11 protein-coding genes and 1 pseudogene are annotated in these 12,456 nt (G+C 61.0%); 8 read left to right on the top strand and 4 right to left on the bottom strand.

Annotation, left to right across the window (positions count from 1 at the left end; genetic code table 11):
* The first annotated feature begins 8 nt into the window (after positions 1-8).
* From FHT76_RS23540 to FHT76_RS23505, 8 genes are all read left to right on the top strand, one after another.
* On the top strand, positions 9-980 hold the full coding sequence (locus FHT76_RS23540; protein ID WP_183863367.1) for an ABC transporter permease: 972 nt from the start codon (positions 9-11) through the stop codon (positions 978-980).
* A 4-nt stretch (positions 981-984) separates the two neighbouring features.
* A complete protein-coding gene (locus tag FHT76_RS23535) occupies positions 985-1,374 on the top strand; it encodes a cytidine deaminase (RefSeq protein WP_183863365.1) in 390 nt (129 codons plus the stop codon).
* Positions 1,371-2,174 carry a purine-nucleoside phosphorylase gene (locus FHT76_RS23530; RefSeq protein WP_183863363.1) on the top strand — a complete coding sequence of 268 codons (804 nt, stop codon included), beginning with the start codon at positions 1,371-1,373 and terminating at the stop codon, positions 2,172-2,174. Before FHT76_RS23535 ends, FHT76_RS23530 begins: the two co-directional genes overlap by 4 nt.
* The gene (deoC, locus tag FHT76_RS23525; RefSeq protein ID WP_183753631.1) at positions 2,171-2,947 is read left to right on the top strand and encodes a deoxyribose-phosphate aldolase; all 777 of its coding nucleotides are present in this window, start codon (positions 2,171-2,173) and stop codon (positions 2,945-2,947) included. The genes FHT76_RS23530 and deoC overlap by 4 nt, the downstream gene beginning before the upstream one ends.
* A gap of 1 nt (position 2,948) precedes the next feature.
* Positions 2,949-4,268 carry a thymidine phosphorylase gene (gene deoA, locus FHT76_RS23520; RefSeq protein ID WP_183863361.1) on the top strand — a complete coding sequence of 440 codons (1,320 nt, stop codon included), beginning with the start codon at positions 2,949-2,951 and terminating at the stop codon, positions 4,266-4,268.
* Between the two features lie 268 nt (positions 4,269-4,536).
* Positions 4,537-5,619 (top strand): substrate-binding domain-containing protein, encoded by a 1,083-nt coding sequence (locus FHT76_RS23515; RefSeq protein WP_183753635.1) that lies wholly within the window; start codon positions 4,537-4,539, stop codon positions 5,617-5,619.
* A gap of 80 nt (positions 5,620-5,699) precedes the next feature.
* Positions 5,700-7,952: an ABC transporter permease gene (locus FHT76_RS23510; RefSeq protein WP_259126366.1), complete on the top strand. Its 2,253-nt coding sequence runs from the start codon at positions 5,700-5,702 to the stop codon at positions 7,950-7,952.
* On the top strand, positions 7,945-8,736 hold the full coding sequence (locus FHT76_RS23505) for an ATP-binding cassette domain-containing protein (protein WP_183753639.1): 792 nt from the start codon (positions 7,945-7,947) through the stop codon (positions 8,734-8,736). The genes FHT76_RS23510 and FHT76_RS23505 overlap by 8 nt, the downstream gene beginning before the upstream one ends.
* Before the next feature lie 16 nt (positions 8,737-8,752).
* Here the strand turns inward: FHT76_RS23505 and FHT76_RS23500 are convergent.
* From FHT76_RS23500 to FHT76_RS23485, 4 genes and pseudogenes are all read right to left on the bottom strand, one after another.
* Positions 8,753-9,311: pseudogene (locus tag FHT76_RS23500) on the bottom strand (TIGR02281 family clan AA aspartic protease).
* Between the two features lie 124 nt (positions 9,312-9,435).
* Positions 9,436-10,065 carry a uracil phosphoribosyltransferase gene (gene upp / locus FHT76_RS23495; RefSeq protein WP_016552306.1) on the bottom strand — a complete coding sequence of 210 codons (630 nt, stop codon included), beginning with the start codon at positions 10,063-10,065 and terminating at the stop codon, positions 9,436-9,438.
* A 109-nt stretch (positions 10,066-10,174) separates the two neighbouring features.
* The gene (locus FHT76_RS23490) at positions 10,175-11,143 is read right to left on the bottom strand and encodes an adenosine deaminase (protein WP_183863355.1); all 969 of its coding nucleotides are present in this window, start codon (positions 11,141-11,143) and stop codon (positions 10,175-10,177) included.
* Positions 11,140-12,360: a phosphopentomutase gene (locus FHT76_RS23485; RefSeq protein ID WP_183863353.1), complete on the bottom strand. Its 1,221-nt coding sequence runs from the start codon at positions 12,358-12,360 to the stop codon at positions 11,140-11,142. Before FHT76_RS23485 ends, FHT76_RS23490 begins: the two co-directional genes overlap by 4 nt.
* Positions 12,361-12,456: the final 96 nt, after the last annotated feature.

Below are 12,456 nucleotides of genomic sequence, written 5' to 3'. Positions count from 1 at the left end.
AACGCACGATGGATTATTATGACATCTTCATCAGCGTCCTCAGCTCCACGATCCGCCTGTCGATCCCGCTGATCTTCACGGCGCTGGCAGGGCTGTTTTCCGAGCGGGCAGGCATCTTCGATATCGGCCTCGAGGGCAAGATGCTCGGATCGGCGTTTGCGGCGGCCTGCGTTGCTTACCTGACCGGTTCGCCATGGCTCGGTCTCGGCGCCGGCATCGTCTGCTCCGTGGCGCTCAGCCTCGTGCACGGCTTCGCCTCGATCACCAACCGCGGCAACCAGATCATCTCGGGCGTGGCGATCAACTTCTTCGTCGCCGGTATCACGATCGTTCTCGGCGGCGCCTGGTTCGGCCAGGGCGGCCGCACGCCGCAGCTGCTTCCTGAGGCTCGCTTTGTGCCGATCGTGCTGCCTGGCGCCGATGCCATCCGCGATATTCCGATCATCGGCCCGCTTTATGCCAACGTGATTTCCGGCAACAACATCCTGACCTATCTCGCTTTCTTCGCGGTTCCGCTTTCCTGGTGGATCCTCTACCGCACGCGCTTCGGCCTGCGGCTGCGCGCCGTCGGCGAGAATCCGGGCGCCGTCGACACGGCTGGCATTTCGGTCACCTGGCTGCGCTATCGCGCCGTCATGTGCGCCGGCATCCTCTGCGGCTTCTCCGGAACCTATCTCGCGATCGCGCAGTCGGCGGCTTTCATCAAGGATATGTCGGCCGGCAAGGGCTACATCGCGCTTGCGGCGCTGGTCTTTGCCAAATGGAAGCCGGTGCCTGTCATGTTCGCCTGCCTGCTCTTCGGCTTTCTCGATGCGCTGGCAAACTTCATGCAGGGCAAGCAGGTGCCACTGATCGGCGAAGTGCCGGTGCAGATCTTCCAGGCGCTGCCTTATATCCTGACCTGTGTCCTGCTCGCCGGCTTCATCGGCGTGGCAATCCCGCCCAAGGCGGGTGGTGTCCCCTATACGAAGGAACGTTGAGAACATGTCCCACGATCTTTTCGAGGCCGCTCGCGGCGCCATGGCTTTCGCTCATGCTCCCTATTCGAAGTTCCCGGTCGGCGCGGCTATTCGCGCTGAGGACGGAAAGGTCTATACCGGCGCCAACATCGAGAACTTGTCTTTCCCTCAAGGTTGGTGCGCGGAACCGACGGCCATCAGCGCCATGATCATGGGCGGCGCGAAGAAGATCGTCGAAATGGCTGTCATCGCCGAAAAGCTGCCGCTTTGCCCACCCTGCGGCGGCTGTCGGCAGAAGATCTCGGAGTTCGCCTCCAAGGACACGAAGATCTACCTCTGCGATGAGGTCGGCGTGCAGAGGACGATGACCATGGACGAACTTCTGCCGTTCAGCTTCGAGACTGAACTCGGATGAGCGGCGCGCTCGACGTGCTTGCCGGAAGGCTCGGCGGCCTTTCGCCGCGCTACGGTATCGTGCTTGGCTCCGGTCTCGGTTCGCTTGTCGGCGAGGTGACGGACGCGCAACGGATTCCATACCGCGACTTGCCGGGCTTCCCGGTCAGCGCGGTTTCGGGTCATGCCGGAGAAGTGGTTGCCGGTTCGCTTGGCGGTGTGCCGGTTGTCATGCTGTCCGGTCGCGTGCACTTCTATGAGAAGGGCGATGCCGGCGCGATGAGGCTGCCCATCGAAGTTCTCAAGGGTCTTGGCATCGAGACCCTGATCCTGACCAATTCCGCGGGATCGCTACAAGACGACATGCCGCCCGGTTCGGTCATGCAGATTAGCGATCACATCAACTATTCTGGCATGAACCCGCTGATCGGCGAGGAAAGCGATCGCCGTTTTGTCGGCATGACGAGCGCCTATGATGCCAGCCTTGCCGACAAGATGCGCAAGGCCGCCGAGAAACTCGGCATCCCCTTGGCACAGGGCGTCTACATGTGGTTTTCCGGCCCAAGCTTCGAGACACCGGCTGAAATCCGCATGGCCCGTATCCTCGGCGCGGATGCGGTTGGGATGTCGACCGTGCCGGAGGTCATTATCGCGCGAATGCTGGGCTTAAGGGTTGCAGCGGCGTCGGTAATCACCAACTATGGAGCGGGCATGACCGGTGGTGAACTGAGCCATGAGGAGACCAAGGATATGGCTCCGATCGGCGGCTCCCGCCTCGCCGCCATCCTAAGAGAGATGATTGCAGGAGAAAGCGAACAATGACCACTCATTCCAGCAAGGAGACCGCCGCTGTCGCCCTCTCTCTCCTCGATCTCACCAACCTCAAGGATGATTGCACCGAGGCTCAGATCGACGCGCTGTGCGCCCGGGCGCAGACCCCTTATGGCAACACGGCAGCGATCTGCATTTGGCCGCGCTTCGTTGCCCGCGCACGCGCCCAACTCGGCACCGCTCATCCGGTGCGGATCGCAACCGTGGTCAACTTCCCATCGGGCGAAATGGAAATCGCCGACGTTGCCGCCGAAACGCGCGAGGCGATTGCCGACGGCGCCGATGAAATCGACCTCGTCATTCCCTATCGCAAGTTCATGACGGGTAGCGGCAAGGCCGTTACCGACATGGTGACGGCCATCCGCGCCGAGTGCAAGGATCCGATCCTGCTGAAGGTCATTCTCGAAACCGGCGAAATCAAGGATGCGGCGCTGATCCGTCGCGCCGCCGAACTCGCCGTCGACGCGGGTGCCGACTTCATCAAGACGTCGACCGGCAAGGTCGCCGTCAATGCGACGCTCGAAGCAGCTGACATCATGCTTCGGGTCATTCGCCAAAGTGGTCGAAAGGTCGGCTTCAAACCGGCGGGTGGTATCGGGTCGGTGGCCGACGCGGCGCTCTATCTGAGCCTCGCAGAAACGATCCTGGCACCCGATTGGCCGATGCCATCCACCTTCCGTTTTGGCGCATCCGGACTGCTCGACGACATTCTTGCCGTTCTCAGCGGCACGCAGTCCGCGCCTGCCGCTGCATCGAGCTATTGAAATGATCCCTCAGGAGATCATCCGCCAGAAGCGAAACGGCGGAACGCTTTCCACAGAAGACATCCAATCGTTCATCGCCGCGCTTGCTTCCGGTCAGCTCTCCGAGGGGCAGATCGGCGCCTTCGCCATGGCGGTCTGGTTCAGGGGCATGTCGCGCGAGGAGGTGGTGGCGCTGACGCTGGCCATGGCGCGTTCGGGCGACACGCTGAGCTGGACAGACATCGACCGGCCGATCGCCGACAAGCACTCGACAGGCGGCGTCGGCGACAATGTTTCGCTGATGCTGGCGCCGATCGCGGCCGCATGCGGCCTGGCCGTCCCGATGATATCGGGTCGTGGCCTCGGCCACACCGGCGGCACCCTGGACAAGCTCGAGAGCATTCCCGGCTACACCATCACGCCTGATGCAACGGTTTTCCGCAAGGTCGTGAAGGATGTCGGCTGCGCCATCATCGGTCAGACTGGCGCGCTTGCTCCCGCCGATGGCAAGCTCTATGCCATCAGGGATGTGACGGCGACGGTCGACTCGATCCCTCTCATCACTGCCTCAATCCTTTCAAAGAAGCTCGCGGCCGGACTGCAGACCTTGGTGCTCGACGTCAAGGTCGGCACCGGCGCCTTCATGGCCGAGCCGAAAGACGCAGAGATGCTGGCACGCGCGCTCGTCGATGTCGCCAACAGCGCGGGGGTGCGGACGTCGGCGCTGATCACCGACATGAACCAGCCGTTGGCGGATGCGGCAGGAAACGCCGTGGAGATCCGCAACTGCCTGGATTTTCTGGCAGGCAGGAAGAAGAACACCCGGCTGGAGGCTGCCGTTCTGGCGTTTGCGGCCGAGATGCTGATGGAATCAGGCGTGGCCTCCTCAGTGCAGGATGGCGAAACGCGAGCCGCTGACGCCGTTTCGTCGGGTAGGGCCGCCGAATGCTTTGCCCGCATGGTGCGCCTGCTCGGCGGCCCCTCAGACCTCCTGGAAGAGTCGGACAAATACCTTGTCCACGCGCCGGTAACCAAGGCGGTTCTCGCGACTCAATCCGGTTGGCTCTCCGGCTGCGACGTTCGTGAGATCGGCATGACCGTCGTCGACCTCGGGGGCGGACGACGGCATCCCGAGGACAGGATCGATCACCGGGTCGGTGTATCCGACATTTTGCCGCTTGGCACCCGTGTCGAACAGGGCGATCCGATTGCGCTGGTACATGCAGCCAACGAGGATGCCGCAGACGCGTCAGTCGCCGCGCTGGCTGCCAACTACAGGATCGGCGAGCGTCATCCCGCCATCCCTGATGTCGTTTGCGAGCGCATTGCGGCTATTGCCTGAGGCGGACGCACTCAACTGCGGAACAGGAGGCACGACTGGCGCGCTACGCCCTTTTCGGAAGCCTGAAACACGACTTCGGCGGCTATTTGCCAGCAAAGCAACCATGAGATGCTTATGCGGCGTATAAATTCGCCCTTACGATGAGTTCGCCGTTTACTTGCATTGAAATTGCGCAGAATATTAGCGCATGGGAGGAAGCCCTCGGGCCTTCACTCTCCATAATTTGCGCCCGAACGACTTTCTCCCTCGGCTCAAGGGAGGACTAATCATGAGGCGGACTTTGCTGTACGCAGCGTCGGCTGCGGTACTGTCGCTGGGCGTTACACATGCATTTGCGCAGTCGGGCGGCGTTGAGAAAGCGGTAGGCGGCTATGATTTTGTCGAGGCCGCCAAGGAAGCGTCCGGCACGAAAGATTTTCATTCGGCTGACGGTCATTTGACCTTCGCGATTGTGACGCATACGGCAGGCAATGGCTTTTTTGACCCCGTTTACGTCGGCGCAACCGTTGCCGGCAACATGATCGGTGCCAAGATCCTGTTACTCGGCTCGGAATCACCAGTTGACGATCCGGCGCGCGAAATCGAGATCCTGAACCAGATTGTCCAGGACCCGACAATCGACGGCATCATCATGACGACGCCGCAAGTCGGTGCCTACAACGACATCGTCAAGGCCGCCGAGAAGGCCGGCATTCCCATCGCCACAACCAACTCGTTCGACGCAACCATCTTGAACCGCAGTGGCATAAGCCATACCGGCCAGGACGCGTCAGCCGCAGCCATCGGAGGCGAGGCGCTTGCCAAGTGCGTGCTTGATAGCGGCGCGACCAGCGGCTCGATTCTCCTGCCGTCGTCGACCGCGATGGGCAACATCGAGGTCAATAATCGCGTGACCGCCGCCTTCAACGCAATCGTCAAGACGCTGAAGGATGCCGGCAAGCTTGACGCGTTCAAGGTGGATGCCGGGCCGGAGAATGTTGGCATCGACACGAATCCGAACGACCCCGTCAACGCGCTTGTTTCGCTATTTGAGTCGCGTGGTGACGCAGTCGGTGCGTTTACAGCCAACAATGTCTTCACGCCGCCGCTCGTGAAGGCGGTCGCACAGATGGGGAAGACCGGCAAGTTCTGCGCCTTTGGTTTCGATCTCGGCCCGGCACAGCAAGAGGGGATCGCGGCTGGAAATCTCACTGGCTCGCTGGGACAGCAACCCTTCCTGCAGGGCTTCTGGCCCGTCATGCAGCTTTACCTCCAGATCGATCGCGGCATTTCCGCCGCCAACCTGGACACGCGTGCCCAATTGGTGACGAAGGATAACGTCGCCAAAGTCGGCAAGCGCTTCGAGAACTAGCCATTCTGAACGCCTGGAAATCGATGCGGGGGATGCAAAATCCCCCAGCATCGCGACGGCAAGGTTGATCGGTGGATACCATGGCGCCCACGACGACATCGCTAGGCCGTGCGCCACCTCAGCTCGTCGGCGGCTGGGAGGCGGGGCTGCTGATCTTTCTCGCCCTGCTCTATCTCGGTGGAGCTCTTGTTAATCCGGCTTTTTTTGGGTCTGCGGAAGCCCTCCTGGCGCTGCTGCGCGATACATCCCGTGTCGGGATCATCGCCGTTGGAATGACCTTTGTTATCGCCAACAAGGATCTCGATCTTTCGGTCGGTTCCACCTACGGCCTCATCGCCGTGGTTTTTGCCAGGCTCTTTGCGTCTGATGCTCTCGATTTCGGTGTCATCGAGTGCGCAATCTTCTGCTTGCTGCTCGGTACCGTGATTGGCCTCCTCAACGGCATCCTTGTAACGATCCTGAGAGTGCCGGCCTTCATCGCAACGCTGACCATGCTTTTCATCGGTCGCGGCTTCGTTCTCGCGCTTACGCACGGTCAGGCGATCTACTATTCCAGCAAGGCGAAAGACTACCCGCTCTTCTTCCGTCTCGGAGAGATAAATACTCTCGGTTTCAACAACCAGATCGCAGTCTTCCTCCTCGTCGCCGTCGTCGGTGCCTATGTGCTCGCTAAAACCCGGTGGGGCTATGAGACCTTCGCGACCGGCGGCAACGAGCAGGCTGCGGCCTATGCCGGCATCAACACGCGGTGGGTGCGAATTCGCGCTTACCTACTCTCATCACTTTGCGCGACGCTTTCCGCGCTCCTGGCAGCGGCGCAGGACAAGGGTGTCACCCCCCTCTACGGCGTCAGCTGGGAACTGACCGTTATCGCTTCGGTCGTCATTGGCGGCGCATCGATCCTCGGCGGGCGTGGGCGGGTATTCGGGTCTTGCCTCGGCGCCGCAGTCGTTGTGTTGATCGACAAGGTGTTGCGTGAAGGCTGGCCGATCACGCGCACGGTCGTTATCGATGGCGAGAATGTTGCCGTCGGCGCGAGGTTTACCTTACCCGCCGGGGCCGTATTGGTTTTCCTGGGCCTGCTCCTTGTCACGGCGGTGCTTATCGAGCCCTTCCTCATTCGACGTCAGATCGCGACTCGGTTTTGGGCCTGGCTCCGCGGTCGACCGCCGCCGCCGGCCTACGAAACCGGCGGCGTGGCACTGGAAGGCGTTCAGACCAAAGGAGCGATGGCGACCGACATGGCTCTCTCGGCCACGGGGCTCGGCAAGTTCCTCGCGCGCCGTGACGCGCTGGCCATCATCCTGACTGTGGTGCTCTGGCTGACCGGCTTGGCGCTGAGGCCGGACTACTGGTGGAACTTGCCCAACACCTTCGCGATCCTGCTCAACTATACCGAACTTGCACTCATTACCGTCGGGCTCACCTACGTCATTGCAGCCGGGGATATCGATCTCTCCGTGGGCGCCGTGCTTGCGCTTGCCGGCAGCACCGCCGCCTATTTCCTGAAGGTACTGGGCGCCGATCCGTTTACAGCCGTGGCGATGGGTCTGCTGGCGGGGACGGCTGCCGGCCTCGTCAACGCCGTCGTCACGGTCGGCTTCAAGCTGCCCGCGTTCATCGCCACACTCGGCATGTTCTACATTGCCCGCGGTCTTGCCGCCTGGTTCGTGGCAGGCCAGCAGCTGACCGGCTGGCCGGAGGGCTACAACCTGCTTGGCCGCAAGGTGAACGACGTTCTCCTGCATTTCGGCTTTTCGCTGCCGTCGGGAATCGTTCGCGCGGTGGCAGAGGTCGTCAGTGTCCAGACGATCTTCATGTTTCTCGTCGCTCTCGTCGCCGGCGTCATACTTGCCTACACACCATTCGGACTGAAGGTCTGCGCTGCCGGTGGCAACGTCCGCGCAGCCGCCTATGCCGGCATCAACACCAACCGCGTGCGCTTCCTCTCCCTGATGCTGGCAGCGCTCTGCTCCACCATGGCCGGGATCATCAACGTCGCTTACTTCCGTAGCTTCAACCCGGTTGCCGGCCAATTCCGAGAGCTTGACGCCATTGCCTCCGTCATCATCGGCGGTGGATCGATCTTTGGCGGTTACGGCACGATGATCGGCTCGCTTGCAGGTGCAGCCGTGATCACGCTCGTCCGGGCGCTTCTACAGCTCAATGTCCAGGGCTTCAGCATGCCCCAACACTGGATCAATGTTTTCATCGGGCTCATCCTTATCGTCGCCGTGCTGATCGACATATGGGTACGGCAGGCCAATCTCTTCGCGCGACTGCGGGCCCGTTTCGCGACAGCTGCGCCAACCGGAGAACGCATCCATGGCTGACGCAGAGCCCCTACGGCCCATCGTGGAAATGCGGGGCATCGAGAAGGCCTTCGGAGCCGTGCAAGCGCTCCGCAAAGTCGATCTCGCGCTTTTTCCCGGCGAGATCCTCGGGCTGGTTGGCGACAATTCGGCTGGCAAGTCGACGCTGATGAAGATCCTGACCGGCGCCTACCAGCGCGATGCCGGCGAAATCCTGGTTGCCGGACAGCCGGTGTACTTCAAGAGCCCGCACGAGAGTCGGGAAGCAGGAATCGAAATGATCTACCAGGACTTCGCGCTCTGCGGGAACATGGATGTCGGCCAGAACATCTTCCTTGGCCGCTGGCCCCTCAGGGGGCCCTTCGTCGACCGGCGAAAGATGTATGCCGAGGCGGACAGCGTACTGAAGCGTCTCAAGGTCGACGTGAATTCCGTCTATCAGAAGGTCGAGAGTCTGTCGGGCGGCCGCCAGCAATCCGTGGCGATTGCCCGCGCGATCTCTTTTGAACCGCGAGTCGTGATTCTCGACGAGCCGACCGCCAACCTTTCCGTCATGGCGACCGAACGACTGCTCGAAACCATGCTGGAGCTGAAGAAGCAAGGCGTTGCCCAGATCATTATCTCGCATCGTCTGGTCGACATTTTTGCGGTAGGCGATCGCGTCATGGTTCTCAAGCGCGGCGAGTATGTGGGCGACCGCTACGTCAAGAACACGGACGAGCATGAGGTCCTGGAGATCATTGTCTCCGGAACGCGAGAGAGTGCGCGGACCGCCGACCAAGCAAGAAACACAGATCCGTCATGACGCCGTAGGTCACCGTTTATTGCTTCAGGCTGAGCGATCCGTCCGCAACGGAATAGGAAGCAAGCTTCTTGAGGAAGCTCATGCCAACGAGCGTGGAGGTAAGGGCGTCATCCTTCAGCACGAAAGCTTCCACCTCCCGCACGCGGATGCCGCCGATTTCCACCCGATCAAGCGTCACATGCGCTGCCTTCGTCTGCCCGTTGGCGGTGTCGACCGAATAGCGAAAATCCAGCTGGTTGCCGGTATAACCAAGCCTCCGAGCGAAGCTCTCGTTCAGAGCGACATAGGTTGCGCCCGTATCGATCAGACCCTGCACCGGTCGACCGTTGATCTTGAAGTCTCCGGAGTAATGCCCTTGGGCGTCGGCTCGAAGCCGCATTGTGCCGCCAGCGGCGGCCGTGGCAGGCGCCTGATCGGCGCTGCCGGTAACGAAGTTGGCCGAAAGAGCCACTTCGCCGCCGCGCTTTTCCATGATGGATGGAATTTGCGTCGCAAGCACTGCGGCAACGCTTGCAAAAATGACGGTACGCACGAGCATCGGGACAGAAATCCTTCCTGTATAAACCCCGCGTCATGCGTGGCCATGCTTACAGGTTCTACGCCATAATTGCTGATAAGTTGCTAATGCCAGCAAGGCCAATGGCCCGGCAAACTTGTCCGGGCCACAGGCAACAATGAACTTGGTAAACGAATTGCGAATTACTTCGTGCCGTACATGCGGTCGCCCGCATCGCCGAGACCAGGCATGATGTAACCCTTCTCGTTCAGGTGGCTGTCGATCGAGGCCGTGAAGACCGGCACGTCGGGATGCGCGTCGCGGAAGTTCTTGATGCCCTCAGGTGCGGCCAGAAGGCAGAGGAAGCGAATGTTATGCGCGCCACGCTCCTTCAGCTTATCGATCGCGGCGATCGACGAATTGCCGGTGGCAAGCATCGGGTCAACGACGATGATCAAGCGCTCGGAGATATCTTCAGGCGCCTTGAAATAATATTCGACGGGCTGCAGCGTTTCATGGTCACGGTAGACGCCGATATGCGAAACGCGCGCCGACGGCACGAGATCGAGCATGCCTTCAAGAAGGCCGTTTCCGGCACGCAAAATCGAGGCGAAGACAAGCTTCTTGCCTTCGAGGATCGGCGACTCCATTGTCTGCAGCGGTGTCTCGATGGTTTCCATCGTGAGCTCCAGATCGCGGGTCACTTCGTAGCAGAGCAGCGTCGAGATTTCACGCAGGAGTCGGCGGAAACTCCCGGTCGATGTCTCCTTGCGCCGCATGATCGTGAGTTTGTGCTGCACAAGCGGGTGATCGATGACCGTTACGCCGTCCATGGCCAGAGCCCTTCCTATCGTTGTTCTTATCGGATGTTTCTTTCATGGAAATTGCCTCCACCGCAAGAGCGGAGGCCATTTTGCAACGCTGATCCCCAGGGCTGGGGGATCACATCCGGGCAAACAGCGCCTGGCGCGTTGGCTCATCGACGAAGGCTGCTTCGATGCCGGTTCGGGTCAACTCGTTGATTGCGGCATCGTTGAAGCCGAAGGCGTCAGCGGCCAATTCGTACTCGCGCTCCAGCGAAGTATGGAAGAACGGCGGATCGTCGGAACTGATCGTCACGCGGACACCAGCCTCCTTGAGCTTTCGCAAAGGGTGAGATGTGAAGTCCGGAAAGACCTTCAGGGCAATATTCGAGCCGGGGCAAACCTCCAGCACGGTTCCGAGATCGGCGAGCCGCTTGACGAGATCCGTGTCCTCGATCGCACGGACGCCATGTCCGATGCGCGAAGGCCTGACAACGTCGAGCGCATCGGCAACGCTGAAGGCGCCGCAGACTTCACCAGCATGGATGGTAAGGCCGAGCCCTGAATCGCGGGCGATGTCGAAAGCACGTGCATAGTCGGCAACCCGACCCATCCGCTCCTCGCCAGCAAGATTGAAGCCGGAGATCAGCGGGTTTTTCGCCTTGGCGGCATATTCGGCTGCGCCGATGACACTTTCCGGGCCGAAATGCCTCTCACCAGTGACGATCAGGCGTGCCTCGATGCCGCTTTTGCTCTTTGCACGACGGATGCCTTCGCACACGCCCTCGATGTAGGCGTCGGCGCCAAGCCCGATCCGCTTGCCGTGATCAGGAGAGACGATCAGCTCGCTGTAGATGGTGCCGATACCCGCGAGCTCATTCAGATATGTTTCGGTCAGCAGCGCATAGTCTTCCTCGGTCTTGTAGACCTCGGAGACCTTGTCGTAGCACTCGAGGAAGCTCGCAAAGTCATGCCAGACATAGACGCCATCCGCGAGATACGCGCTGATGTCGATGTTGTATTTCCGGGCCTGCGCCAAGGTCAGCGCCGGTGGCGCGGCACCCTCCAGGTGGCAGTGCAGCTCGACCTTCTTCAAATGCGACGTCATAGAAAACTTCTCCCGTGTGCCCCCGGCGGAATCCGCAAGTGGCGGGCGATCGTCTCGCCAATGTCGGCGTAGGTGGTGCGAATGCCGATATCGCGAGATCGCATTCCAGGTCCGTAGGCAATGATCGGCACGCGTTCGCGCGTATGATCTGTTCCGCGCCATGTCGGGTCGCAACCGTGATCAGCGGTCAGAATAACAAGGTCGCCGGGCTTCAGCTTGCCGCCGACCTCGGGCAGCCTGGCGTCGAAGGCTTCAAGCGCAGCGGCATAGCCCGCGACGTCCCGGCGGTGGCCGTAGACCATGTCGAAATCGACAAAGTTGGTGAAGACCAGCTCGCCATCTTCAGCAGTATCCATGGCCGTGAGGCTGGCGTCCATCAACGCCTCGTTGCCGTTCGCCTTGATCACTCGGGATACACCCTTATGCGCAAAGATGTCGCCGATCTTGCCAATGGCATGGACCTTGCGGCCTTCCTTCACAAGCCGATCGAGAAGCGTCGGCTCCGGCGGCGGCACCGAAAAATCGCGACGGTTTCCGGTGCGCTGAAACTTCGAGGCCGTTTCCCCAACGAATGGCCGAGCGATGACGCGACCGATATTGTATTGGTCGAGCAGCGCCCGCGCGATCGCGCAAAAGGTCATCAGCCTGTCGAGGCCGAAATGTGTCTCGTGCGCGGCAACCTGGAAGACGGAGTCTGACGAGGTGTAGCAAATCAGCTTTCCGGTCCGGATATGCTCTTCGCCGTGGCGGGCAATGATGTCGGTGCCGGAGGCGTGGCAGTTGCCCAGAATTCCTGGAACATCAGCCGCCCTGCAGAGCGCCTCGATGAGCTGCGCCGGAAACGCTTCGCCTTCCGTCGGAAAGTACCCCCAGTCGAATGTCACCGGCGTCCCAGCGATCTCCCAGTGACCCGATGGCGTGTCCTTGCCGCGGGAAACTTCACTGGCGGAACCGAACATAGCGTAGGTTTTTTCTGGCACCGGCATCCCGGCCGGGAAGCGACCCGAGGCGGCCTTGGCAAGATGGACCAGACCCAGGGCTGACATATTCGGAAGCTTGAGGGGGCCGGAGCGCAATCCCTCGCGATCACCGGCACCGGCCGCGCAGAATTCCGCGATGTGTCCGAGCGTGTTGGCACCCTCATCGCCATAGGCAGTCGCATCGGGCGCGCCGCCGACACCAAATGAATCCAGAACAAAAAGAAAGGCTCGCGCCATGCTCCACCCAGCGACAAAAATTGACGGCCCGCGTAGTGCGGGCTGCTGCTGCTCAAGCCTTATAACGGTGGAGGGCGCTTGGCAAACGAGCTTGGG

The sequence above is a fragment of the Rhizobium sp. BK176 genome, from assembly GCF_024808055.1.
The sequence above is the reverse complement of the archived record's forward strand: the minus strand, read 5'-3'. Positions and strand labels throughout refer to the sequence as shown.

What these genes read in the sequence shown, in the direction of transcription:
- upp (WP_016552306.1), bottom strand. Translation starts at nt 10,065, where the DNA reads ATGGACGGCGTAACGGTCATCGATCACCCGCTTGTGCAGCACAAACTC.
- FHT76_RS23485 (WP_183863353.1), bottom strand. Translation starts at nt 12,360, where the DNA reads ATGGCGCGAGCCTTTCTTTTTGTTCTGGATTCATTTGGTGTCGGCGGC.
- FHT76_RS23510 (WP_259126366.1), top strand. Translation starts at nt 5,700, where the DNA reads ATGGCGCCCACGACGACATCGCTAGGCCGTGCGCCACCTCAGCTCGTC.
- FHT76_RS23535 (WP_183863365.1), top strand. Translation starts at nt 985, where the DNA reads ATGTCCCACGATCTTTTCGAGGCCGCTCGCGGCGCCATGGCTTTCGCT.
- deoC (WP_183753631.1), top strand. Translation starts at nt 2,171, where the DNA reads ATGACCACTCATTCCAGCAAGGAGACCGCCGCTGTCGCCCTCTCTCTC.
- FHT76_RS23530 (WP_183863363.1), top strand. Translation starts at nt 1,371, where the DNA reads ATGAGCGGCGCGCTCGACGTGCTTGCCGGAAGGCTCGGCGGCCTTTCG.
- FHT76_RS23540 (WP_183863367.1), top strand. Translation starts at nt 9, where the DNA reads ATGGATTATTATGACATCTTCATCAGCGTCCTCAGCTCCACGATCCGC.
- FHT76_RS23505 (WP_183753639.1), top strand. Translation starts at nt 7,945, where the DNA reads ATGGCTGACGCAGAGCCCCTACGGCCCATCGTGGAAATGCGGGGCATC.
- deoA (WP_183863361.1), top strand. Translation starts at nt 2,949, where the DNA reads ATGATCCCTCAGGAGATCATCCGCCAGAAGCGAAACGGCGGAACGCTT.
- FHT76_RS23490 (WP_183863355.1), bottom strand. Translation starts at nt 11,143, where the DNA reads ATGACGTCGCATTTGAAGAAGGTCGAGCTGCACTGCCACCTGGAGGGT.
- FHT76_RS23515 (WP_183753635.1), top strand. Translation starts at nt 4,537, where the DNA reads ATGAGGCGGACTTTGCTGTACGCAGCGTCGGCTGCGGTACTGTCGCTG.